We start from the raw sequence: 23,204 nt of genomic DNA on the forward strand, positions 1-23,204 counted from the left end.
CTCAAGATGAGATGTCCCATTCGAAAGAAGTAAACCCCCTTGAAGACGACGAGGTAGATAGGGCAGGGGTGGAAGTGTGGTAACACATGGAGCTGACTGTTACTAATAGGGTGAGGGCTTGACCAACAATCGCAAGGTTTTGAAAAAGATTCTTGACAAATATTCCACAAGGATGTAACATGTATGTAGTTTTGAAGGTGCAAACCTTTATATTCCTCCTTAGCTCAGTCGGTAGAGCATTCGGCTGTTAACCGAAGTGTCGTTGGTTCGAGTCCAACAGGGGGAGTTTTTTATGGAAATGTTAGGCTCCATGGTCAAGCGGTCAAGACACCGCCCTTTCACGGCGGTAACAGGGGTTCAAATCCCCTTGGAGTCACTGAGAAAATTAAATAAAATGGCAATTTGGTGTGGCTTTACTCTGACATTTGGTGTATAATACAGTTTATAAGTATTGTGCCGATGTGGCTCAATTGGCAGAGCAGCTGATTTGTAATCAGCAGGTTATCGGTTCGAGTCCGATCATCGGCTTTTTGGACCTTTAGCTCAGTTGGTTAGAGCAACCGGCTCATAACCGGTCGGTCCTGGGTTCGAGTCCCCGAAGGTCCATTTAATTTAATATTCTTCTGGCCCGGTGGCTCAGTTGGTTGGAGCGCCGCCCTGTCACGGCGGAGGTCGAGAGTTCGAGTCTCTTCCGGGTCGCTGCTGTTGAAAATTTACAGCAATTTAATATTATGGGATCTTAGCTCAGCTGGGAGAGCATCTGCCTTACAAGCAGAGGGTCATAGGTTCGAGCCCTATAGGTCCCATATGCCGCAGTGGCGGAACTGGCAGACGCCCGGGACTTAAAATCCCGTGGGTAGTGATACCCGTACCGGTTCGATTCCGGTCTGCGGCATGACCTGAAACCCTTGATTTTCAAGGGTTTTTTTGATGTCTGGATATATTTACACCCTTCTGGAACACCTCTTATTTAGCCCCAAAATGGATTTTGACAGCAGATTTGACAGCAGAACTGACAGCAGATACAAAATATTTAAGCAGCTTCAAAATAATATTCTGGTATAATATTCACTTTTTTTATAGCTGGAAACTGGAATTTCCATGCTTGATAGTTTCAAAGGTTGCGCTTTCAAAAATAAAAGTAAAATAATAGCTTGCTTTACGTAGTCAGCTGCAATATTATTAAAATATTACTGTAGATGAAAATAATCTGACAGGAGGTAGCAACTTGATTAGACAGGAAGTATTAATGCTATTTGTACAAGGGACTAAAAAAATATTAAAAAATAATCTATCCAAACTTATTGTCTATGGTTCTTATGCCCGTGGAGATTATAAGGAAAATTCGGATATTGATGTTATGATATTAACACCTCTTTCAAAAGAAGAAATAGAGCAGGTCGAAAACAGTATTTTTGATCTGGCGTTTGATCTGGAACTGGAGTCAGGGATTGTAATAAATCCAGTTCTGGAGAATGAAGCACATTACAGATACTGGCTGGGAGCATTGCCGTTTTATGATAATGTAGAGAAGGAGGGAATTGTAATTGGATGAGAGACAAAAAGATTTAAGCAATTATCGAATTACACAAGCTGATGATAGTCTGAAAGTAGCTGACTATTGTTTAAAAGAAACCAACGAGTCTATTTATATCACCCAAAATGATGAGGGAGATATGGGAATTAAGAGTATTGATACATATGAAAAGCGTGAACAGTTACTTCGGTTACGTGCCAGAGTACTTCAGGCTGAGTGGGAAAGAATAGATGGTGCCAAAACTATGAGTGCAACTGAAGCACGAAAAAATTTGAGAGAGAGACTCGGAGAGCTGTAGAGTTGACTGTCTGGATAGATACATGTGAAGTCACTGGCAACGTTCCGCGAGGTGTTTTTTGTGGACAAAGTAAGCAATAACATTTTCTCTTCATTTACTGGCACAAGTAATAGTGCAAACCGGTTTTGGATGGATTATTATTAGTATAGAGAATACATGGTCAATTGAAGGAGAATTTTTTACAATATGTGTTCTTTACAAGAATCGAAAACAAAAACAGGTTTTGCGGAGGATGTGTATGAAGCAGGATAAAAAAGAGAAGCGGAACAATATATTATATTCGGTATTAGGTTTCGTCCTGGGCATTGCCATGTGTGGTATAGGAATATATGGTATGATTTTAAACAGAATTGAAAGCCAGGAGTACAAAAACACTACAGACAAACGAGAGGTTATTGCAGTTGTAGAATCCTGCCGTGAGATTGATAACAGTGATGATAAAGACAAAAATAAAAAGAATTCAAGATCAGTAAAATATCGGACTAAATTAGCATTTGAGGTTGATGGAAAATCCTATGAAGGAGAAGAAACCTATAATCAGAAAGTATACGTTGGTGATAAAGTTAAGGTCGAGGTTTAGCGGACTTCAAAAGGAATTTATAAACTCCGCCCATATAACAATTTGGTAAATTTTGTGTTTTATTGTGTGGCAATTCCATTAGGCTTTATCATAGCAATAGCCTCGGTTTACAGTATAAGGCTGATTGTCAAAAAAGAATAAGATCATAGGATTCAGAAATGCTCCCTACTGGGCAGGAATGTGAAAGAACAAAAACCTGTCATTCAGAAGGGAGCATTTTATAATTGTGAATAAGTAGGATCAATCAAAATCTCTGGTAATATTTGTAAGCCATTTTCTTCTGAAATAGTGAATAAATACTACAGGCATTTTTTCAAGTTCATCCAAAGACATTACAAAGTATACCCAGATAGGCGGTAGTTTAAAAACATATGCGGCAAGAAATGTGAGAGGAACTGCTACAAGCCACATAAATATGGAATCAACGATCATTCCAAATCTGGAATCACCACCACCTCTGAAGCAGCCGCATATAAGACAGGTATTAATACCTTCTCCAACAAGACGCCAGGTCGTCATAATGATAAAAACGCCAAGATAATAAATGGCCGTTTCTGTCAGCTTATCCCGATAAAAATCCAGTATCAGGGGGCGAATCGCCAGAATAACGGCACATCCGATCAGGCTTACAATAATGGTTATTCTGAGCATCCGTTTTCCATATTCTCTGGCTGTATCAATGTGATTTTTCCCCAGCTCCTGACTGATAATAATGGTAGTAGCGTTGGCAAAACCCCGACAGGCGATAGCACCAATGTTTACCACCATAACAGCGACGGCATTTGCAGCAACCATATCATTACCAATATGCCCAAGAATTGCTGCGAATGCGGAACTGGCAAAGCTCCAGACGAGGTCATTTATTACGGCTGGAGTTGCAATTTTCATAAAATCCTGGAACAGGATCCCCGATTTCGCAAAGAAGTATTTTATTCGGAATCTCACATTTGATTTGTTCAAGGAGTAGATGAGACAAATCAATACCTCTGCGATTCTGGCAATCACAGTACCAAGAGCAACACCGGTAACGCCAAGCTTTGGAAGTCCAAATAAGCCAAAGATGAAGGTGGCATTACAAAGTACATTGACACAAAGGGAGACAATGTATGTAACAGAAGGCAGCATTATCTTTCCGATACTTCGAAGGGCACTCATAAAAACCTGAGAGAATCCCATAAACATAAGTGAAAATGAAAGTACCCTCAAATACTCACTTCCAGCAACAATTGTATCAGGATTGTCTGTAAAAATCTTCATAACCGTAGTTGGCATGGAAAAGGAGATAAGGAAAAATATCAGAGAGATAATTAAGGTGCATCGCTCCGCTAAGCCGAGAATCTTTTCGACAGTCTTTTGATCACCTTTTCCCCAGTACTGGGCACATAAAACGGATGTACCTGTGGCCATACCATAATATATACAAAAAAGAACGAAAGTATATTGGTTGGCAAGTGATGAAGCCGACATGGCAGTCTGGCTTACATATCCAAGCATTACAGTATCAGCAATATTTACCAATGTTGAAATCAAATTTTGAATCATAATTGGAAATGCCAATGTCGATGCATATTTTAAGAAATCTTTTTTATTTAGCATGTTACAGTTTTCCTTAGTTCTTACAATTTATAATATAACAATCAATGAAACAGAGAAAGTGATAAATTATAGTTTAACATATCCGATTAGAATATGCTATATAAAATGTTAAAATAGGACATTGTGAAATTACTTTTTTTAAGCTAAAATGTGAGTGTGCAAAACTTTTGGTTGGGAGTGTGAGAATATGACAAAAGATCTGACTACTGGGAAAATCATGCCCATTCTTGTTAATTTTACAGTGCCTCTTGTTTTGGGAAATTTGTTTCAGCTGACCTATAATGCAGTTGACAGCATTATTGTAGGGCATTTTGTAGGAAAGGAGGCCCTGGCGGCTGTGGGAATCTGTAATCCGGTCAGTACGTTGATGATACTATTTCTGAACGGATTGTGTATGGGAGCCAGTATCCTGATGGGGATTCAGTATGGAGCGAAAGATTATGAGACTTTGCATAGACAAATCAGTACAACTCTGTTGTCTGGTGCGTTTTTTTCATTTTTTCTCACATTGGTTTGTGTAATATTTGCTGTACCCATTCTGCTGTTATTGCAGGTGGATCCATCTATTATGAGTATGACAGTGCAATATTTGCGGATTATTTTTCTGGGATTAATGTTTACATTTTTATATAACTTTTTTTCAAGCACTCTAAGAGCATTGGGAGACAGTGCATCCCCCTTGTACTTTCTGATCATCAGTGCGATTCTGAACATTTTCGGAGACCTGTTTTTTGTTATTGTATTAAAGGCTGGAAGTAATGGATGTGCAATTTCCACAGTACTCAGTGAGGCGCTTTGCTGTTTGTTTTGTATTATCTATATACAGAAAAAAGTACCGATTCTTCGGCTTGGGAAGAAATGGCTGGTTTTTGATGCCAGGCTTTTGAAAAAAACCATTGCTTACGGGTGGGCATCTGCCATGCAGCAGGCAACTGTACAGATGGGAAAAATTGCAATACAGGCACTGGTTAATACAATGGGAGTATCGGTAGCAGCAGCCTTTGCAGTGGTTAATCGCATTGATGATTTTGCCATCACACCGGAACAGAATATTGCCCATGCGATGACCGCATTAATGGCTCAGAATAAAGGAGCTGGAAAAAATGACCGTATGAGGGAAGGCTTCCGATGTGGAATGATACTGGAGCTTGTTTATGGAGCAGCAGTTATGCTGATCTGTCTGGGATTTGCCAGACCATTGATGTCATTATTTGTAAAAGATGAGGAAGTTATCGGACATGGAGTGGTTTATCTCCACTTGATTGCGGTAATGTATATTCTTCCCGCTATCACAAATTCGCTTCAGGGCTTTTTCCGTGGAATCGGAGATCTGAAGGTGACCTTGATGAGCAGTTTTACCAATATGACAGTCCGTGTCATTGCAGCGGCACCGATGGTTTTGTTATGGAATTTTGGTATTGAGGCACTGCCATATTCCTATCTGGCAGGATGGATTGCCATGCTGCTTGTAGAGACACCTTTGATGCTTCGAATTTACCGAAAAAAGTAAAAGTAAAAGAAAGGACATCCTGAAAAAACGGATGTCCTTTTTATAAAAAGAAGTGCATATTATTTGCGAAAGAGACGTTTGACAAAAGCCAGAAGATCAAAATGCCGAGTCTTCGTATAGTCATTTATAAAATTGTCACAATACATATAACGTTCTGCTATGATCCATTCTGGAACGGGAAGTGCATCCAGGGAACTTGTATATTCTGCGAATTTCATATTCACGCCTCCTTTAATTTGTTTTTTAAGTTACTTATATTCTAGCACAAAATTGAGAAAAAACTATGGGGGTGGATTCTAAAAATCAAGGGGAAAATATGTGCTGTCAACACAAAATATATGATATAATAAAGAAAAAATTTGAACATTTTACAGAATGGGTTTGGATAACAAAAAGGGAGGTTTTATGAGTTTTACAATACAGGATATGATGCTGACAGCAGAAACCAGATATGAAATGAAGTTTCTGGCCGGAAAAAATGGATGGTCCAATTCGATCAGCTGGGTACATCTTCTTGAGGATACAACGATCATACAGAATTTCTGGGGAAAGGAGCTTGCAGTGACAACCGGGCTTGGCTTTCCGGAAAAAGAAGACTGGATGCATCTGGCACAGCAGCTGAACCGGTATCATGCATCAGGGCTTGTTATCAATGTGGGACAGTACATTTATGAGGTTCCGGAAGAATTGAAAGCATACTGTGATGAAAATGACCTTCCGCTGCTGACTGTGCCTTGGGAAGTGCATTTATCAGATATGATAAAAGACTTCAGTATTCATGTATTTTTGCAGGATACTACAGATGAGCAGATCGCATCCGCCCTGATTGCAGCTATTGAGACTCCGGATAATCAGGATGCATACAGAAAAGATTTATTACAGTATTTTGATGTAGATGGAAGCTTTCAGGTGCTGCTGATGACTTGTGAGGGGCTGGACTCCATGGACACAGTGGAGCGAAAAAAGCTATCTTATCGAATACAGGTATATCTGGAGGATATCACTCACAATGGAAGCTTTTTTTATTACAACTCTGATTTTGTGCTGGTAGCGAATGCGCTTTCGGAAGAGTATTTGTGCCGCCTTGTAGAGGGTGCCATAAAAAGAGGAAAAAGACGTATGCCTGGGCTGCAATTGTGCGTGGGAATCGGGAGCAGATGTATGGATATTTCCCAGCTTTCGGTAAGCTATCAGAGAGCGAAGGCGGCAGCACACATAGCGATGACACAAAAGAAGCAGGTGGTAAAGTTTGATGACTGCGGGTTGTTCCGTCTGCTTTATATGGTGAAAGATAAAGAAATACTGAAGGAAATGGAAACAGAATGTCTGGCAGCATTGGAAGAATACGACAGAAGATATCATGCCGGTTATGTGGAAACTCTTCAGTCATATCTGAAGCATAATGGAAGTATTCAGGCTGTGGCAGCAGAATTGTATACGCATCGCAATACGGTACTGTACCGTATCGGAAATATCAGGAAAATTCTGGGAAATGAGTTGAAAACGCCGGAAGAGAGACTGCCCTATCAGATTGCATTTTATATCAGAAATATGCATGGGCAGATATAAGTATTGCGCAGTAATGTTTTTCTTGTGCATAGTGTAGCGCAGTCGTATAATAGAAGCAGTTTTTTTTTACATAAGTAAGATTGTAAAAAAGCAATCAAGGCAGGAAGGAATGGACATATTGCATAACCAATCAATGTTGATGTAATTCTGGAAAATCTGGACCGGATTTTGGGAAGATAAAGCGGATAAAATGAAGGGGAAATACGTGTGAAAAGCACATAAAATAATGCAGGTCTTGTTCAGACCTGCATTATTTTATGCAACAGGGCGGAGTGTAAATTACTTTGTGTAAACCTCTCAGATTGATGATGAAATCGTAGGTTTATAGAATGCAAAAATTCCTACCAGACAGTATTTTATTATTATCCGGAAAATTTATCACCGTAATGAATATGCATGTCCTTCCAGTCCATAAACAATACATAAAATACTCTTCCGTATTGCTGGCTTTCTACGATTCTTCCATGGTCAAGCACAGAGAGGTAAGAGCCGTCAGCTTTTCGAAGATGAAAATGAATATAGTCATTTTCATTACCACTGTCAATCTGTTCCCAGATGCTAGTTTCTATCTCTTTCTGCTCATCCTCCCGAATCAGGTTATGAAAGCTTTTGTTTGTAAGTCGAAAAAGTTCGTCCATATCTTTATATCCGGTCATATGAAGAAACTCCTGGTTTGCATAGAACAGCTCATCATCTTCTTTGTCTGCTCTGTATATGATAAATGCACCCGGAAGATGCTCCGAGACATCCTTAAGCGCAAATCCCAGCTGTTTGCGGACACCTGACTGAAGCCCTTCTCTGTAAGCCATACATCCGTTTTTTCCATGAAGCTTTATTTCATAAAGGGCTGCATCTGCACAGCGCATAAGCTGTGAATGGTTGGAGGCAAATGCCGGATATTCCGCATATCCAAGAGAAATAGAAAAGTGATGTTCTGTTCCCTTGTAAGAGAAGGTCTTAGGCAGTCTGATGAATTGATTCAGCTGTGCGTCTGCCTCTTCAAAGGTATAATCAGGCAGAAGAATACAGAACTCGTCCCCACCGTTTCTTCCAAGCAATACATTCGGTGGAAAAAAAGCTTTCATGCTCTCTGCCAGACTTTTTAAAGCCCTGTCTCCGTAAGCGTGCCCATAGACATCATTAATAAACTTAAAGTCATCAATATCAAAAAGTGCGGCCACAAAATGTGCCTTCGGATTTTGGGCGATAATTTTTTCTGCTGCTTCATCAAATCCATAGCGGTTGTTAATACCGGTAAGGGAATCCGTGTGTGCCAGTATCTGAAATCTGTTTTTATTTTCTTTGGACACCAGCCATACCCGGGTAAGAACTGTCAGAAGCAGGATTACGGCAAGAAAAAATCCGGTGACTATAGCTATAAGTGTATTGTTTCGCCATCCGCTTTTGGGTGTTACTTCAAATCTCCAGCTCTCTGCGCCTATTTTAAAATCATAAGAAACCGGATGGGTTAACTGACCGTCTGACTGATAAACAACTTTATAAGTATCGCTCCAGGGAGAAGCCGTCTTTGAAATCCTGTATTCATATCCAAAATTTGAAAGAGCATAAAGCGAGTCTGAGAAAATATCAGGAACACGCAGGATAACAATGGTAAATCCCCAGAAATCCTCTTGTTTGTTTGTATCCGTCAGATAAACTGGATTGCGTACAGCAATTCCATAGCCTCCCTGTTTCAATTCAAAGGGGCCTTGTGTAATGACTGTGTGATTGTCTCTTGCGTAACAGGAAATCTCTCCACGGTCTTTATCATGAATCAGATCAATTTTACCTGCTTCATTTCCCTCTGCCGGATAAATATCTGTCACAACACCATCCGGAGCAAGCTGCACGCTCTCAATAGAATCAGACATAAGATTTTCAGCAATCGTGTCAAACTGATTGATTTCTCCTTTTTCACTGATCAGGATCTGCTTTAGAGCTTCCGTAATCTCGATGCCATTCGCAATCTCATTCTTTATGTGTTCTCCATAGGTTGTTGCGTTTAATTGTGCTGTTATGCGTCTCTCTTTCTTCTCATGGGTGTCTGTTTTGTATACAATGAAACCAACAAGGCATATGCCCAGTAAAAAAATGATAAGAGGCACAAGTGTTTTTTTCTTCACCAGGTTTACCTCGTTTTATCCGTTGAAATTTCTATAATAAGGCATTATAGCACAGAAGTTTAAAATTAAAATAAATTTTCTGAAAAAAATGACAATATATTTTTTTACTACGCTCTGGCGAAATATAAAATGAGTCAAGTCGAAAGTTGATAAAGAATGAAATTTGGCTTATAATTTATACTAAAACAATGTCAGGAGGAGCAAGCAATGGATATTAATATGCAAAAAAGAAATGAAGTATTGGCTCAAAATGTGATCAAAGGTCTGGAATCTCGCAATATGTCAGGCTATTACGCCGCAGACAGAGAAGCTGCTGTAAAGCAGGCACTGGAACTGATCCCGGAGGGCAGCAGTATTGCCATGGGTGGATGCACAAGTGCCCATGAGATTGGACTGATCAAGGCGCTGGAGGATGGAAATTATAATTATATTAATCGCGCGAAAATGTCACCAAGAGAAAGCCTGATGGCAGCGTATGATGCGGATGTATTTCTTTCCAGTGCAAATGCCATTACCAGTGACGGTGTTATGGTAAACATTGATGGAAATTCCAATCGGGTTTCCTGTATTGCCCAGGGACCGAAGAAGGTGGTTTTCATTGTGGGAATGAATAAGGTCTGTTCAGATCTTGATGCAGCTATGAAGCGGGCAAGAAATGTGGCAGCTCCGGCGAATGCACAGAGATTTGAGGTGAAGACACCTTGCAAAACCGCAGGGAAATGTTTTGACTGTAAATCTCCGGATACGATTTGCTGTCAGTTTCTGATTACAAGATATTCTCGTCATAAAGATAGAATACATGTTATTCTTGTAAACGATACTCTTGGACTTTAAACGGTGAGATTTATTTAGGGCGTAGCTTAGAGCGTGTAAATACACGCTTTTCCAGCCGCTTTTGTGTTACTGTTCACTTCGCGACCAGTAACACGCTTCGCGATGCGCAGAAAGACGAACCTTCTTGTGACAAGCACAAGAAGTAGCGTTTGCTGCGCAAACTTAATTCTCGGGTTTTCTGAGAGCTTTGTTCACAAAAAACACCTCGCGGAACGTTACCAGTGAACAGTAGCACTTTTGTCGAATTATAGGGAAAGTTGTCGGACGATTTTTGTTGCAAAATTTTGATATAAAACGTAGAATAATGACGGTAAGTGTGAGAAAAATGGATTTTTTATCACTGCTTAAATTGTAACCCTAAATAGCTTGGAATCACAGAAGAACAGCTTGTGTGATTCGGGAAAACGTTACCAATGAACCGTGATCTATAAGTACATATCAGGAGGAAATCAATAATGAAAATGACAACAAAAATGATTATGCTTCAGAACATTGAGAAAATGGTGATGGAGCAGCAGCGGGTGGATGAAAATGATTCCTACATCAGACAGGACAATGAGGATCTGAAGTATCTGGAGGAACGATATGACCAGCTGCAATTATCCCACACTGTAAAGCGTGTGATCGATGATTACATCGCCTGCCTGCAGACCCGGGACGAGAGATATTCAGATCTTGCTTATGCAGCTGGGATAAGGGATACTATAAGCTTACTGCAGGGGATGGGAATGCTGAATGGAACTGCTGCAATAAGTGGAAGTTTGTAAAAGTGAAATAAGTGAACTATAACTTTAGCGGATTAAAATGCAAATATTGTTATAAAGATAAAAGAGTTACTATAAGCATGATATCACCTGCGTGCAGGGATACTTGCGGAAATAGTAACTCTTTTGTGTATTAGAAGTTTTGTATCGTAGTATAAAAAATTGATACTCAGGTAATTTTTTCGGTATTTACATAAAGCTTCTTTTATGATGAAATAAAGTTGAGTAAATATATGTATGGAGGGGTGAGTTTATGTACAATATTTTGATTGTGGATGATGAAAAGAAAGAGCGGGAAGGAATTGCGCTTTTATTAAAAAGGTTTGGGTTTCCATTAAGAACAGCATTTGCGCAAAACGGAGAAGATGCGCTGAAAATAATGGAAAAAAATTATTTTGACATTCTGCTCACAGACATAAAAATGCCCTATATGGATGGAATCCAGCTTATACGTGAAACGCAGAAAAGAGGGCTGAATCCAATATGCATTATTTACAGTGCATATGGTGAATTTGAATATGCACAGAATGCCATTTCATTAGGGGTACAGGAATATCTTTTGAAGCCAGTTAAACTGGATGCGTTTAAGGCTCTTTTTGAAAAGATCATAGAGATCTGCCAGGAAAAAGAGATCGAAAAGAAAAATAGAAATGATATCATACAGGCGAAGGAAGAGGCCGCACAGCAAAAACTGAGCTGGAATCTGCTTAATTATCTGGAGTCTGAAGAACTGGAAGAGGGAACTTTAAATCATTGGGAAACTCTGAAAAATGAATTCACCAGTGTTGTGCAGGAAAAAATCTGTATACCTGTAATTATTTCCTGTTATTCTAATTTGTTTTCTATTGAATGGGAAGAGTACCTGAAAGATATCAGGGAATATTTTGGAAAAGAAACTGTGATCATTACAAACACAGATAACCAGATCGTAGTGTTATTGATCCGGGAAAGAGATTTTTATCGGACAGCAGAAACGAAAAAAGAATGTGAGATATTGATCGAAAAATCCCAGAAAAAATATCAGGTAAATATTTTTGTTATATTGGGAAAAAAGACCGAAAGTCTTACAGAACTGAAAAAAGAATATACAGAATTGAAAGACCAGCTTGACTATCAGTTTTTTGTATCCAAAAGTATGGTATTGGTTCATGATGAAGATTATTTTCTAAAAAAGGAAAATGACATGCTTTCCCTGTATTTTGAAAGGATATTTAACTGCGCCAGAATGCAGGATTATTCCGGAATAAAGAAGGAATTTGTGAAAGTATTTGCCTATATAATGAAGCAGACTGGCTTTAGTTCAATTTATGTAAAATATACTTTTACGGATGCGATGAAGCAGATCAGTGAGTACACAGACTCTAATGTGGACATGGTACCATGTATTCAGAAAATATATCAGGCAAGGACACTGGAAGAGGTAAATAAGATAATCGAAAACGTTCTGGATAGAATGCAGGAAGAGAAAAAAGAAGAGGTAAAAGAAAACCGCCTGGTCCGCATGGCAAAAGAACTGGTTTATGAAAAATACAGTGAAAGTGATTTAAATGTATCGTATATCGCAGAGCAGCTGCAGGTATCCTCTGCCTATCTAAGTACTTTATATAAAATGGAAACTGGAAAAAATCTGGTAAAATTTATTACCTGGTATCGTGTTGAAAAGTCAAAAGAACTTTTGCGTCAGACAAATATGAAAGTAAGTGATGTGGCGGAGAGGGTAGGATACCTGAATGTGTCTTACTACATTTCTATTTTCCGAAATCATGAAGGCTGCAGTCCGGTGCAGTACAGGGAAAGGGTGCAAAATGGTGAATAGGATAGCAAAAAGAATCAACAAACAATCATTTTTGAATAAAGTAAGGATCATTTACACGCTGTTAGTTATGCTTCCTGTGCTGGTTCTGGAGATATTTGTATTGTACTCATCTACAAATTTTATCAAGGAGCAGCAGCTTCTGGAAGCGAAAGAAAACATTGAGCGGAACCACCTGAATATTGAGAATCAGATAAAGATGTGCGAAAAATCCGTATTATATGTGACCTGCAACAGTGTACTAAGGGAATTTCTCAGCTTAGATGATTCTGAGTATAAGAAACGCATTCAGATGACTTCAAATGTAAATAACCTGATTTATAACGCCTGGCTTTCCAACAGCTATTTTTCAAAGATGGAGGTTTATTCCGATAAAAGGATTTCTAACAATGATGCAGTATTCAAAAAAGCTTCCGATCTGGAAGATAACAGTTGGTATGAAGCGAGTTGGAATAGCGCAGATACTTTGTGGTGGAATGAAAATGGAAAATATTTTATAACACGCAGAATTGCCATGAGCCTTCCAAATCGGGTATATGGCGTTCTCAGAGCAGAAGTAAAGGAAAAAGTTTTTTCTGACAGTATATCCATGTTCTCGGAAATGCCAGTGGACATCCAGGTGAAAAATGGTTCAGCTGTGTTGTTAGAATACAATAATGAGGGGGAAGTTAATGAAAACAGTGCTGGCTATGAAGAGGAAAGAAATCTAAATGACACCGGTTGGAAAATTATTTACAGAATTGATGCTTCTTATTTCTCAAGTGCTTTTCATCCAAGAATCATTGGTTCTGTTGTAATTGTAGTTTTACTGTTGCTGCTTGGATTTATAGGAGTTAATAAAAGTGCCAGATCTTTGCTGCACTATTTGTATCAGATTATTGACCAGGTAAAGAAAGTAAAAGATGGAAATTTTGAGATTCAGATAGCAGAAAGTTCCCAGGATGAAATTGGAGAGCTGGCGGAAAATATTAATAAAATGCTACGGAAAATACAAACGCTTATTGATGAAGTGTATAAGTCGAAACTGGATAAAAAAAGCCTGGAACTGGATCTGCTTCAGTCAAAGATTAACCCGCATTTTCTTTATAACAATCTTTCCGCAATTAATTGGATAGCCATTGAAAAAGGAGAAGACAGAATCTACGAGATAACTACGGAACTGGGTACTTTTTACAGGACTGCTCTTAACAAGGGCATAAACGTAGACCATTTGAATGTAGAAGTGGAAAATATAAAGGCCTATGTGAAACTGCAGCTTATGGCGCACGATGAAGGCTTCGATGTTGAGTATAAAATTGAGCCCTCGCTTTTAGATCAGATGGTTCCAATTTTTATTTTGCAGCCTCTGGTGGAAAATGCAATTGAGCATGGCATTGACTGCATGAGAGAAAAAAGAGGAAAAATATCCATTGAGATTTATGCAGAAAATAATGAACTCTATATGACTGTCAGGGATAATGGACTTGAGTTGTATGAAAAAATTGGTCAGGGAAAAATGTCCCATGAAGAATTTGGTTATGGGGTAAGCAATGTTGACAAGAGAATTCGTATTCTGTGTGGGGAAGGATACGGTGTGGAAATTTTTGCAGGTCCGGGAGGAACTACCTCTATAATCAAATTACGAAGAGATTTTATTACACTGGAACGAAAAGTATAGGATATAAATCTTAAAAATTTGATAATGAGATAAGTTTTTTGTTATTTTTTTCGTATCCTGTGAACGTTATACTTAAAGCAACTTAAAAATAAACGAAAGGGGTAGCAAAAAAATGAAAAAGAAAGTGATTAGCATGTTTCTTACAGCATGCACTGTATCAGTAATGGTAGTTGGAGGCGGTTCCAATCTGGTTATGGCGGATGATGCAGAGACGGTAACCTTGATGGGATGGTATGATGAGGATGACATGAATCCTATTCTGGAAAAGGTAAATGAGCAGATGGATGGGAAGTATGTGATTGAGTACACATATGTTGCAAATACTGATTATAATAATGTACTTAGCACACAGCTTGCATCTGGAGAAGGCCCAGACATTATTATGGATGGAACAAACTATCCAGCCGAAATCAAAGCTGGTAACGTGGAAGACATTTCGGATTATGATTTTGTAAAAGAGTTTAATGAGGCTGGAATGTCACTTTGCAGTGCTGATGGAAAAATTTATGGAATTCCTTCCTATGGATGGTTTTCCGGAATTTGGTGTAATGCTTCGATCCTTGAGGAATGTGGGGTGGAAATTCCCAAAACATTTGATGAGTTTGTAGCTGCTTGCGAGACTATTAATGAAAAAGGCTATACTGCATATGGTTTTGGGATTGCGGATGACTCAACTGCAACATCCAGCTTACTGGGGTATCTGGAAAATTCTTATTATCATAATAATGAAGAAGCAAACCCTGATGGAACTGATTTCGACACCAAATTTGCTTTGGGTGAAGTAACTATGGACGGACATATTAACGACTGTGTTAATAAATGGTGTACATTAGTTGAAAAAGGACTGATCGCTTCTGAGTCTCTGGGAATTTCCTGCCAGGAAATGCTGAACAGCTTTAAAAATGGAGAAGTGGCATTCCTTCATGGAGGTCCATGGCAGTATACAGAGCTGAAAGAATCCGGAGTTAACTTTAAAATGCTTCCGCAGCTTAGTGAAACAGGAGAAAATGAATATGTTTTAGGCGGACCAGCTGCATGCTTCGGTATTAATGTAAATACGGAAAATCATGATGGTGCAGAAGCTACTTTAACAGCACTGGCTTCCGTTGAAGTTCAGCAGGCATTTGCTGATGCAAATGTTGGCGGAACCAGCTATAGAAGCGGAGTTGAGGCTCAGATGCCTGAAGAATATGAATATGTTGCAGATATTATTAACAATGGAAATATTGCATTCCCATCTGACAGATGGAGTGTAAATCTTCCAAGTCAGTCCTTGTTTGATGAGTTTACTGCTCAGCTTCAGGGTGTTATTTCCGGAGATATCAGTGGAGACGATCTTGTGAAAGCTATTGATACAAAAGCTGACTCAATCAGATATGAGTAAATTGTAATCATTTAACAAATTTAAAATTATCCATAATTTATTAAACCGATCCTGCATTTAGCAAATGAGCTTTTTGCAGGATCTGTTTTTGTGCAATAGAGGTTAATGTTATCAATAGAATTAACAAAAGTAACTGGGATATAAAAAAAACGATAGTCATATAAATTTTTTTGGATTTATAGAGAAAAAGATCAAATTTATAATAGAAACATAAAAAGAAGGAGGGCAAGGAGAGTATGAATGCCAATCATGTAAAACGAAATCTGCCATATATTTTCATGGCAATACCTGCGGTTTCTATATTTTCTGTGTTTTTTATCATTCCGCTTATTTTTACTACAAAATACAGTTTTTATAACTGGACTAATTTTTCGCCGGATATCGTTTTTTCAGGATTGAAAAATTATAAACAGCTTTTGGCAGATGGAATTATTTTGAAAGGATTAAAGAATACCCTGGTATTTGCAATCCTTACAGTATCCATTCAAAGTTTAATTTCTCTTCCTGTATCAGTGCTTCTGAATTCCAAATTAAGAGGAAGAACAATTTACCGAGGAATCTTTTTTGCACCCGCAGTATTAAGCACCTTGGTTGTTGGATATCTTTGGAAATATATCCTGTCTGCAAGTGATTATGGTTTGATAAACCAGGTGCTTTTGAAAATGGGATTTGAAAAAATCAACTTTCTCGGAAATGGAAAAATCGCTATATTTTCCATAATTGCAATTTCAGTGTGGCAGTGGTTTGGATGGTCTATGGTAATTTACATAGGAAGTTTGCAAAGTATTAGTGGAGATCTTTATGAAGCTGCTTCTGTGGATGGAGCTAACAGTTGGCAGCAGTTTTGGCATATTACATTACCAGGGCTTGCACCTGCCATAAAAATTAATTTTGTAACAAGCACGATCTCAGGACTGAAAGTATTTGATCTTGTCTTGTCAACTACAAACGGAGGTCCGGCACATCAGACAGAAACTATTCTGACATTAATGTACTCAAAATTTTCAGATGGAAATTTCGGTTATGCATCAGCTTTTGGAATTGTATTTCTGTTGATGACAATGGTTGTTTCCGCTGTAATGCTTGGAATATTTAAAAAATGGGAGGAGTATTTAAACTGATGAAAACGAAAAAAAATATTATGGAGATTTTGAAGCATGTTTATTTGCTAATTATCACGTTTATTGTTTTAACTCCTATTTATTATCTGCTTGTTACTACGTTTAAGTCAGGAACTGAAGCGGCTGCAAAGCCGATGGCACTTCCGTCTTTCTGGGATATTACACCATATATCAATGCATTTGAAAAAATGCAGTATCCAAGAGCATTTGGAAATACTCTTTTTATTACAATATGTGCTGTATTTGGCATTGTAATGTGCAGTACTATGTGTGGATATGTTTTAAACCGCAAAGAGAAAAGTAAAATTACAAAAATTATTTTTCTGGTAATTCTTTCCGGAATGATGTTTCCATACCAGATGGCAGTTCTTGGTCTGTACAAGCTGGTAAGAAGCCTGGATTTAATGAATACGCTGACAGCAGTTATTTTTATTGATATTGCTATCAATATTCCATTTGCTACTTTTTTAATGAAAAATTCCATTTCTTCAGTTCCTATAGAACTGGAAGAAGCTGCCAGAATTGATGGTGCAGGAGTATTCAGAATTTTTGGTACAATTGTGCTTCCATTGCTGAAGCCGATGATTGCTACAATCGTAATTTTAAATACTTTAAATGTATGGAATGATTTTATGGGACCGTTGTATTTTATACAGAAAAGAGAAAAAGATGTTATTTTACAGGAAGTATATCGCAATATCGGTCAGTTTTCTACAGACTGGACTAGTCTGTTTCCAATGATGGTATTAGGTATATTGCCGCTGCTGGTTTTCTATATATTTATGCAGAAATATATTATCAGTGGTGTAATGGCGGGATCTGTAAAAGGATGATATATGGAGGATTAGGTATGGAATTTATTGTTAAAGAGAATGAAAATCATCAGTTGGAAAGCATTGTAAACAAAAATGACAAATATAAAATGAACTGGGTTGCCACAGGTAAAAAATGGGGAGAAATGTTTCTTCCAGACGGAATTACAGGTAGAATAGAAAGAACGGTATCTACAAAAGGAAAGATAACTGAAAAATATATTTTTGTGAATAATCGGGATCGGGAGTATTTTCACAAAAAAGGTGAAATTGGTATTGCGGTACCGTTTCCTGATAATTATACGGCTGCTGAAATCTGTATGAGAGAGCGCTGTCATGCACACATCCGTTGCGGTGAAAGTCAGAGTTATATTGCCGGGATCAGAATGGGAGGAGAAAAACCAAATCTTGGGTTGGTTCTGAAAGAAGGCAAAATAGAAGGCTATAGCATTATAAGAAATGAAAAAGAACTCAGCAATGATCGCGGAACTATTATATTAAATCCTAAAATAAACAACTTAAAACCAGAAGAAAGAACCGTGATTCAATGGGATCTTTTCTGGTATGACGATCAAAGGGATTTTGAAGAGAAATTGCTTCATCAGGAAGGACAGCTGTTGATACAGTTGGAACATGGAATTTATTTTGAGGGCGAGAACTTAAGTTTTCATATAAAAGCAGATAAAGATATCTGGCATGAAAAAGAAATCGAAGTCACTCTTGCAGGTGAAAAAATTTCAACTAAAAAAACAGAAAACGGTAATTGCATAGATTATAAAATTAAAATGGATTCTGTAAGTCAGGGTGAAAAAGAGTTCTTCATAAAGAGAGGAGAATACAGTACATCTGCGGTTATTCTGGTATTACCAAGGGTGGAGAAGCTTGCAGAAAAAAGATGCAGATTTATTGTTGAAAAACAGCAGTATTTTTGCAGTGGAAGCCTTTTGGATGGTGCATTTCTTACTTATGATAATGAAGATAAGCGATTGGTTTATGAAAAAGAATACGATCATAACGGTGGCAGGGAAAGAGTGGGAATGGGGGCACTTCTGGCGCTCTGGCTGCAGAAAAATAAAGATATGAAAGTGGAAAAAGCACTGCAGAAATATACCGAATACATATACAGAGAGCTCTACGATGAGAATACAGGTATTGTATACAATGATGCAGGAAGAGATAATACCTGGAACCGTTTGTACAATTATCCATGGCTTGCAATTTTTTTTATGGAAAGATACAGATTGTATAATGAGGTTGCTGATCTTAAAAATATGTATAAAATTATGAAATCTTATTATGCACAAGACGGAGCTTCATTCTATGCAATTGGAATCCCTATGCTGGAATCTGTGAATTTATTGAAATCGGGTGGTATGGAAAGAGAGGCAGAGGAACTTCTGAGATACTATGAAACACATGGCAAAATGCTTATAAAAAACGGATTATGTTATCCACCGCATGAAGTAAAATATGAGCAGAGTATTGTTGCCCCTGCAGTAAATTATCTTTTTCAGTTATACGAACTTACAGGAAAAATATTATATCTGGAAGAAGGAAAGAAACAATTAGCTGTACTGGTGCTGTTTAATGGACATCAGCCAGATTTTCATATGTATGAAAATGCGGTTCGTCATTGGGATGGATATTGGTTTGGAAAGTACAAAAATCTTGGAGATACATTTCCACATTACTGGAGTTCTTTAAGTGGTGTTGCTTTTCGGGAATATGAAAAAATAACCGGTGAGAGATCATATGGTGTAAAGGCGGAAAATTCATTGCGAGGTGTACTAAGTATGATAAATGGTGACGGAAGTGCAAGCTGCGCATATGTATATCCTTTTATGGTTAATAAGGTAAGATGCCAGTATGCGGATCCATGGGCGAATGATCAGGACTGGGCTTTGTACTACTACTTGAAAGAGGGCAAAAATTATGACTGAGTTAGAAAATAAAGGTGGCTTTACCTTGCCTGGTGAGGCTGGTTATGAAAAATTGACCTTAGAACTTGCAAAAAAATGGGGAGCAGATGTAATAAGGGATTCTGATGGGACAGAACTGTCTCCGGAGATAACGGAGGCAGGATATGGTATTTATTCTACTATTTGTATTATCCGCGGTCATAATCCCTGGGCTATGGAAAATTTGGATAAATTGCAGCAGACTTTTCTTGTCACAGAACCGAAAACTGCAGTTGAGCATTATCTAGAACTAGAGCTCTTAAAAGAGTTTTTTCAGGAGCAGTTTAAAATTAATGACAGTGCAGAAGCTTTGGGGTACTGGCAGGTGTATGACCGCACAACTGACAAGGAAGTAAATAAAGAAAACTGGAGTTATGATAAGAAAAAAGGTGTTGTCAGGATTGAAAACTGTGTATTATGGCACAAATATACAGTCAGCTTTCTGGCATATCGAATTTGGGAAGAAATTTCCATGTATAATCATATTACCAATAACTGGGATAAAGAGCATCTTATACCGATAGATCCTGTATACGCTGAAACACAGGTTTATTTAATTAATTGGATGAAAGAATGGTGCGAAGAACATCCTGCAACTACAGTGGTTCGTTTTACCTCTATGTTTTATAATTTTGTCTGGATTTGGGGAAGCGATGCCAGAAAACGAAATTTATTTACAGACTGGGGCTCCTACGATTTTACAGTGAGTCCTCTTGCTTTACACAATTTCGAACAGAAATATGGATATGCACTTACCGCAGAGGATTTTGTGAATCAGGGGAAATATCGGGTAACCCATATGCCGCCAACAAAAGCAAAAAAAGACTGGATGGAATTTATTAATGATTTTGTAATTTCATTTGGAAAAAAACTAATAGATATTGTGCATGAATATGGAAAAAAGGCTTACGTATTTTACGATGACAGCTGGGTTGGAATTGAACCATATAATGACAGATTTTATGAATTTGGTTTTGATGGGATTATTAAATGCGTATTTTCAGGGTATGAAGCACGTCTTTGTGCAGGTGTAGATACAGAAGTTCATGAACTCAGGCTTCATCCTTATCTTTTTCCGGTGGGGCTTGGAGGAGCACCTACATTTACAGAGGGAGGAAATCCTACAAGGGATGCAATGCAGTATTGGAGAAATGTAAGGCGTGCATTGTTGCGTGAACCGATTCAAAGAATTGGATTAGGCGGATATTTACATCTTACGGAGAATTATCCGGATTTTTGCGATTACATTGAAAAAGTTGCAGATGAATTTCGCATGTTGAAGTCTTTTCATGAAAAAGGAAAGCCTTGGACCTTGAAAACCAAAGTAGCGGTTTTACATTGTTGGGGCAAATTGCGTTCATGGACTTTGTCTGGACATTTTCATGAAACATATATGCATAATTTGATTCATATAAATGAGGCGCTTTCAGGTTTGCCTGTGGATGTTGATTTTATTGATTTTGAGACAGCCAGAAGCGGAGATTTATCCAGATACAAAGTCATTATTAATGCAGGAAAAGCGGGTGACGCATGGAGTGGCGGTGATAACTGGAAAGACGTGAAAGTTGTTGAGGCAATTACAAAGTGGGTATATGAAGGGGGCTGTTTTATTGGAATTGGCGAGCCATCAGCAACCAGTGGATATGATACGTTTTTCAGATTGGCACAGGTACTGGGCGTAGATGAAGATAATGGGGCAAGGGTATGTCATGGAAAATGGGAGTATGAAGTAAAAGCACCACAAAATCATATATTAGATATACTGGAATGGCCAGTAATGGAACATATATACCTGACAGATAAAAAAACAGAGGTATTGGCAGAGGCTGCAGGTGGGTATCCGGGTATTACCAGACACCAGTTTGGAAAAGGAAGTGGAATTTATATGACGGGATTTGCTTTTTCAGAGGAAAGTACCAGATTATTGTTGCAATTGATATTAGAGGCTGGACGGGAAGAACAGACAGAATGCATTACAGATAATCTGCATGTGGAATGTGCCTATTATCCAGACGCACAAAAATTAGTTGTTATTAATAATTCAGGAGAGAAACAAACAACAAAGATTGTATGTGAAGGAGCCGTTTGGAGCATGCAGCTTGAAGGATATGAAACGAGGCTACAGAATATATGTGGGATGGGAAACAAAAGGCAGTAACATTTAGCTATGATGATGGAGTTTGCCAGGACAGGAGACTGGTAGACATGTTCAACTATTATCATGTAAAAGCAACATTCAATATAAACAGTGGAATGCAGACATATGCCAGCCATTATGACTTTGGTAATGTAAGAGTGCATCATATGAATGCAGAAGGATTAAAAGAATTGTATAAGGGTCATGAAATCGCGGTTCATACATTGACTCATCAAGATTTAACAAAGCTTGATAAAGACACTGTATATAATGAAGTTTTCCTGGATAAACAAAATCTGGAACGGATGTTTGACTGCCAGATTACCGGTATGGCGTATCCTTATGGAACATATAATGATGAAGTGGTTCAGATACTGAAAAAATGTAAAATTCAATATGCACGGTCAGTTGTGTCTTCCGGAGCATTTAAATTACAAAAGAATTTATTGATATTTAAACCAACTTGTCATCATGCTGACGAAAATATATGGGAACTTCTGGAGAAATTTTTAAAAGAAAAAAGTGAAGAAAAGCAGTTATTTTACATATGGGGACACAGCTATGAGTTTGATGTAAATAATAACTGGAAACGGATGGAAGAAATTTTAGACAGATTAATTGGACATAATAATATCTTTTATGGAACAAACAGGGAAGTGCTTCTTCCCTGTTAATAGAAAACAAAAATCAGACTAGCATTTTATCCAGACATTCTACAATCAGTCTGACATTCTTCAGCGCACCTAAAGTGTCGCCTTTTTGCTCCAGGGAGTGGTTGCAGCCCTCGAAAATCCCGCCGGTTTTATCGGGGAAGTTTCTGGCTGCGGCGCGGATCTTGGACTCCGGCATATAGGGATCAGCGGTTCCGGCGAAGAAGAGCCCGTTGATATCGGAGAGATAACGGAGGGTAGAAGGAATTGGAGTCATAAGAAATTGATGGACTTTTCCCTTCAGCTGCAGTGCTGTTTCCAGCTGGCAGGCGATGGTGGTGCCGATGCTTTTGGAGATAAAAATAATATCATCATATTCAGAGAAAGGAACGTTTTCCAATTGGGGGAGCGTTCTTTTTATTGCCAGTTTTATGATAGGTTCCAGTTCCGCTGGGGTGCGGCCGTGGAAGGTGTGGATGTCCTGGCCGTAGTCAAGGCGGATGATTTCATAACCACGTTCAGCAGCCATGGAAGCAGTATAATAGAGAAGGGGCTTGGTGCAGGTATAACCGACACCTGGGAAAATGACGGCAAGTTTTTTCATGTGGGTACCTCGCTTGAATCGTAAATTGAGTTATATTGAGGGATAAAATGTAATCTGAAAGTGGTTATTGCGTCCACTTAGTTCTTGTATTTATTAAAGTATGATCCGATCAGCGTCTGTTTGAATTCATATAAGATATGAGCGTCAAAAGACCCGTTGATATAGCATTATTATATACTTCTTTCACAAAAATTGTAAAGAAATGACGGTAAGAAATATGGTGAATTATCTGTGAAGATATGCTAAAATCGTTATTG

The 23,204-nt window shown here is 38.3% G+C and carries 19 protein-coding genes, 7 tRNA genes and 1 rRNA gene; 23 read left to right on the top strand and 4 right to left on the bottom strand.

The features are described 5' to 3' along the window. From I4V84_RS14115 to I4V84_RS14165, 11 genes are all read left to right on the top strand, one after another. A 23S ribosomal RNA gene (locus tag I4V84_RS14115) occupies positions 1-126 on the top strand; the annotation flags it as partial. 87 nt (positions 127-213) lie between these two features. After that, positions 214-286 (top strand) — tRNA-Asn (locus tag I4V84_RS14120). Positions 287-304: 18 nt separating this feature from the next. After that, a tRNA-Glu gene (locus tag I4V84_RS14125) sits at positions 305-376 on the top strand. 79 nt (positions 377-455) lie between these two features. Continuing rightward, positions 456-528: transfer RNA gene (locus tag I4V84_RS14130), tRNA-Thr, on the top strand. A 4-nt stretch (positions 529-532) separates the two neighbouring features. Then, positions 533-606: transfer RNA gene (locus I4V84_RS14135), tRNA-Ile, on the top strand. Between the two features lie 19 nt (positions 607-625). After that, positions 626-699: transfer RNA gene (locus I4V84_RS14140), tRNA-Asp, on the top strand. A 34-nt stretch (positions 700-733) separates the two neighbouring features. After that, a tRNA-Val gene (locus tag I4V84_RS14145) sits at positions 734-806 on the top strand. 3 nt (positions 807-809) lie between these two features. Further along, positions 810-895, top strand: a tRNA-Leu gene (locus I4V84_RS14150). 333 nt (positions 896-1,228) lie between these two features. Further along, positions 1,229-1,555, top strand: a complete 327-nt coding sequence (locus I4V84_RS14155) for a nucleotidyltransferase domain-containing protein (RefSeq protein ID WP_306797107.1) — start codon at positions 1,229-1,231, stop codon at positions 1,553-1,555. Continuing rightward, positions 1,548-1,835 (top strand): type II toxin-antitoxin system Phd/YefM family antitoxin, encoded by a 288-nt coding sequence (locus I4V84_RS14160; RefSeq protein ID WP_334286114.1) that lies wholly within the window; start codon positions 1,548-1,550, stop codon positions 1,833-1,835. Before I4V84_RS14155 ends, I4V84_RS14160 begins: the two co-directional genes overlap by 8 nt. A gap of 238 nt (positions 1,836-2,073) precedes the next feature. After that, positions 2,074-2,415, top strand: coding sequence for a hypothetical protein (locus tag I4V84_RS14165; RefSeq protein ID WP_195992647.1), 342 nt, complete (start codon positions 2,074-2,076; stop codon positions 2,413-2,415). A 240-nt stretch (positions 2,416-2,655) separates the two neighbouring features. Here the strand turns inward: I4V84_RS14165 and I4V84_RS14170 are convergent, their stop codons facing one another. Further along, positions 2,656-4,011, bottom strand: a complete 1,356-nt coding sequence (locus I4V84_RS14170) for an MATE family efflux transporter (RefSeq protein ID WP_195992649.1) — start codon at positions 4,009-4,011, stop codon at positions 2,656-2,658. 187 nt (positions 4,012-4,198) lie between these two features. Between I4V84_RS14170 and I4V84_RS14175 the strand changes: the two genes are divergently transcribed. After that, positions 4,199-5,521 carry an MATE family efflux transporter gene (locus tag I4V84_RS14175; RefSeq protein WP_195699081.1) on the top strand — a complete coding sequence of 441 codons (1,323 nt, stop codon included), beginning with the start codon at positions 4,199-4,201 and terminating at the stop codon, positions 5,519-5,521. 59 nt (positions 5,522-5,580) lie between these two features. Here I4V84_RS14175 and I4V84_RS14180 read toward each other — a convergent pair whose 3' ends face one another. After that, on the bottom strand, positions 5,581-5,739 hold the full coding sequence (locus I4V84_RS14180; protein ID WP_173717527.1) for a hypothetical protein: 159 nt from the start codon (positions 5,737-5,739) through the stop codon (positions 5,581-5,583). Positions 5,740-5,926: 187 nt separating this feature from the next. Between I4V84_RS14180 and I4V84_RS14185 the strand changes: the two genes are divergently transcribed. Then, complete coding sequence (locus I4V84_RS14185; RefSeq protein ID WP_173719139.1) at positions 5,927-7,090, top strand: PucR family transcriptional regulator; 1,164 nt, start codon at positions 5,927-5,929, stop codon at positions 7,088-7,090. Positions 7,091-7,452: 362 nt separating this feature from the next. On the opposite strand, the gene I4V84_RS14190 is transcribed toward I4V84_RS14185, so the two are convergent. After that, positions 7,453-9,213: a diguanylate cyclase gene (locus I4V84_RS14190; protein WP_195699082.1), complete on the bottom strand. Its 1,761-nt coding sequence runs from the start codon at positions 9,211-9,213 to the stop codon at positions 7,453-7,455. Between the two features lie 207 nt (positions 9,214-9,420). On the opposite strand from I4V84_RS14190, the gene I4V84_RS14195 reads away from it, so the two are divergent. The 10 genes from I4V84_RS14195 (at position 9,421) to I4V84_RS14240 (ending at position 22,367) form a co-directional block, all read left to right on the top strand. After that, positions 9,421-10,047, top strand: a complete 627-nt coding sequence (locus I4V84_RS14195) for a lactate utilization protein (protein WP_118581892.1) — start codon at positions 9,421-9,423, stop codon at positions 10,045-10,047. Between the two features lie 455 nt (positions 10,048-10,502). Next, positions 10,503-10,814, top strand: coding sequence for a hypothetical protein (locus I4V84_RS14200; protein WP_118581890.1), 312 nt, complete (start codon positions 10,503-10,505; stop codon positions 10,812-10,814). 250 nt (positions 10,815-11,064) lie between these two features. Then, positions 11,065-12,627 (top strand): response regulator, encoded by a 1,563-nt coding sequence (locus I4V84_RS14205; RefSeq protein ID WP_195992652.1) that lies wholly within the window; start codon positions 11,065-11,067, stop codon positions 12,625-12,627. Between the two features lie 31 nt (positions 12,628-12,658). Continuing rightward, positions 12,659-14,281: a histidine kinase gene (locus I4V84_RS14210; RefSeq protein ID WP_207748680.1), complete on the top strand. Its 1,623-nt coding sequence runs from the start codon at positions 12,659-12,661 to the stop codon at positions 14,279-14,281. A gap of 112 nt (positions 14,282-14,393) precedes the next feature. Beyond that, entirely contained in the window at positions 14,394-15,665 is a 1,272-nt protein-coding gene (locus tag I4V84_RS14215) for an extracellular solute-binding protein (RefSeq protein WP_173719145.1), read from the top strand. Between the two features lie 278 nt (positions 15,666-15,943). Further along, the gene (locus tag I4V84_RS14220; protein ID WP_243284118.1) at positions 15,944-16,786 is read left to right on the top strand and encodes a sugar ABC transporter permease; all 843 of its coding nucleotides are present in this window, start codon (positions 15,944-15,946) and stop codon (positions 16,784-16,786) included. Further along, the gene (locus tag I4V84_RS14225; RefSeq protein WP_118581874.1) at positions 16,786-17,619 is read left to right on the top strand and encodes a carbohydrate ABC transporter permease; all 834 of its coding nucleotides are present in this window, start codon (positions 16,786-16,788) and stop codon (positions 17,617-17,619) included. The genes I4V84_RS14220 and I4V84_RS14225 overlap by 1 nt, the downstream gene beginning before the upstream one ends. 17 nt (positions 17,620-17,636) lie before the next feature. Further along, the gene (locus I4V84_RS14230) at positions 17,637-19,538 is read left to right on the top strand and encodes a hypothetical protein (protein WP_195992654.1); all 1,902 of its coding nucleotides are present in this window, start codon (positions 17,637-17,639) and stop codon (positions 19,536-19,538) included. Then, positions 19,531-21,714, top strand: a complete 2,184-nt coding sequence (gene gnpA, locus I4V84_RS14235) for a 1,3-beta-galactosyl-N-acetylhexosamine phosphorylase (RefSeq protein WP_195992656.1) — start codon at positions 19,531-19,533, stop codon at positions 21,712-21,714. Before I4V84_RS14230 ends, gnpA begins: the two co-directional genes overlap by 8 nt. Then, a complete protein-coding gene (locus I4V84_RS14240) occupies positions 21,687-22,367 on the top strand; it encodes a polysaccharide deacetylase family protein (RefSeq protein WP_118581868.1) in 681 nt (226 codons plus the stop codon). Before gnpA ends, I4V84_RS14240 begins: the two co-directional genes overlap by 28 nt. 13 nt (positions 22,368-22,380) lie before the next feature. On the opposite strand, the gene I4V84_RS14245 is transcribed toward I4V84_RS14240, so the two are convergent. After that, on the bottom strand, positions 22,381-22,947 hold the full coding sequence (locus tag I4V84_RS14245; RefSeq protein ID WP_173716992.1) for a hypothetical protein: 567 nt from the start codon (positions 22,945-22,947) through the stop codon (positions 22,381-22,383). Positions 22,948-23,204 lie beyond the last annotated feature (257 nt).

Origin of the sequence: Ruminococcus sp. 1001713B170207_170306_F1 (assembly GCF_015668065.1) — a bacterium.
GTDB lineage: Bacteria > Bacillota > Clostridia > Lachnospirales > Lachnospiraceae > Blautia_A > Blautia_A faecis.

Coding starts and splice junctions, on each gene's coding strand:
- I4V84_RS14165 (WP_195992647.1), top strand. CDS start 2,074: ATGAAGCAGGATAAAAAAGAGAAGCGGAACAATATATTATATTCGGTA.
- I4V84_RS14170 (WP_195992649.1), bottom strand. CDS start 4,011: ATGCTAAATAAAAAAGATTTCTTAAAATATGCATCGACATTGGCATTT.
- I4V84_RS14175 (WP_195699081.1), top strand. CDS start 4,199: ATGACAAAAGATCTGACTACTGGGAAAATCATGCCCATTCTTGTTAAT.
- I4V84_RS14180 (WP_173717527.1), bottom strand. CDS start 5,739: ATGAAATTCGCAGAATATACAAGTTCCCTGGATGCACTTCCCGTTCCA.
- I4V84_RS14185 (WP_173719139.1), top strand. CDS start 5,927: ATGAGTTTTACAATACAGGATATGATGCTGACAGCAGAAACCAGATAT.
- I4V84_RS14195 (WP_118581892.1), top strand. CDS start 9,421: ATGGATATTAATATGCAAAAAAGAAATGAAGTATTGGCTCAAAATGTG.
- I4V84_RS14200 (WP_118581890.1), top strand. CDS start 10,503: ATGAAAATGACAACAAAAATGATTATGCTTCAGAACATTGAGAAAATG.
- I4V84_RS14205 (WP_195992652.1), top strand. CDS start 11,065: ATGTACAATATTTTGATTGTGGATGATGAAAAGAAAGAGCGGGAAGGA.
- I4V84_RS14215 (WP_173719145.1), top strand. CDS start 14,394: ATGAAAAAGAAAGTGATTAGCATGTTTCTTACAGCATGCACTGTATCA.
- I4V84_RS14220 (WP_243284118.1), top strand. CDS start 15,944: ATGGCAATACCTGCGGTTTCTATATTTTCTGTGTTTTTTATCATTCCG.
- I4V84_RS14225 (WP_118581874.1), top strand. CDS start 16,786: ATGAAAACGAAAAAAAATATTATGGAGATTTTGAAGCATGTTTATTTG.
- I4V84_RS14230 (WP_195992654.1), top strand. CDS start 17,637: ATGGAATTTATTGTTAAAGAGAATGAAAATCATCAGTTGGAAAGCATT.
- gnpA (WP_195992656.1), top strand. CDS start 19,531: ATGACTGAGTTAGAAAATAAAGGTGGCTTTACCTTGCCTGGTGAGGCT.
- I4V84_RS14240 (WP_118581868.1), top strand. CDS start 21,687: ATGTGGGATGGGAAACAAAAGGCAGTAACATTTAGCTATGATGATGGA.
- I4V84_RS14245 (WP_173716992.1), bottom strand. CDS start 22,947: ATGAAAAAACTTGCCGTCATTTTCCCAGGTGTCGGTTATACCTGCACC.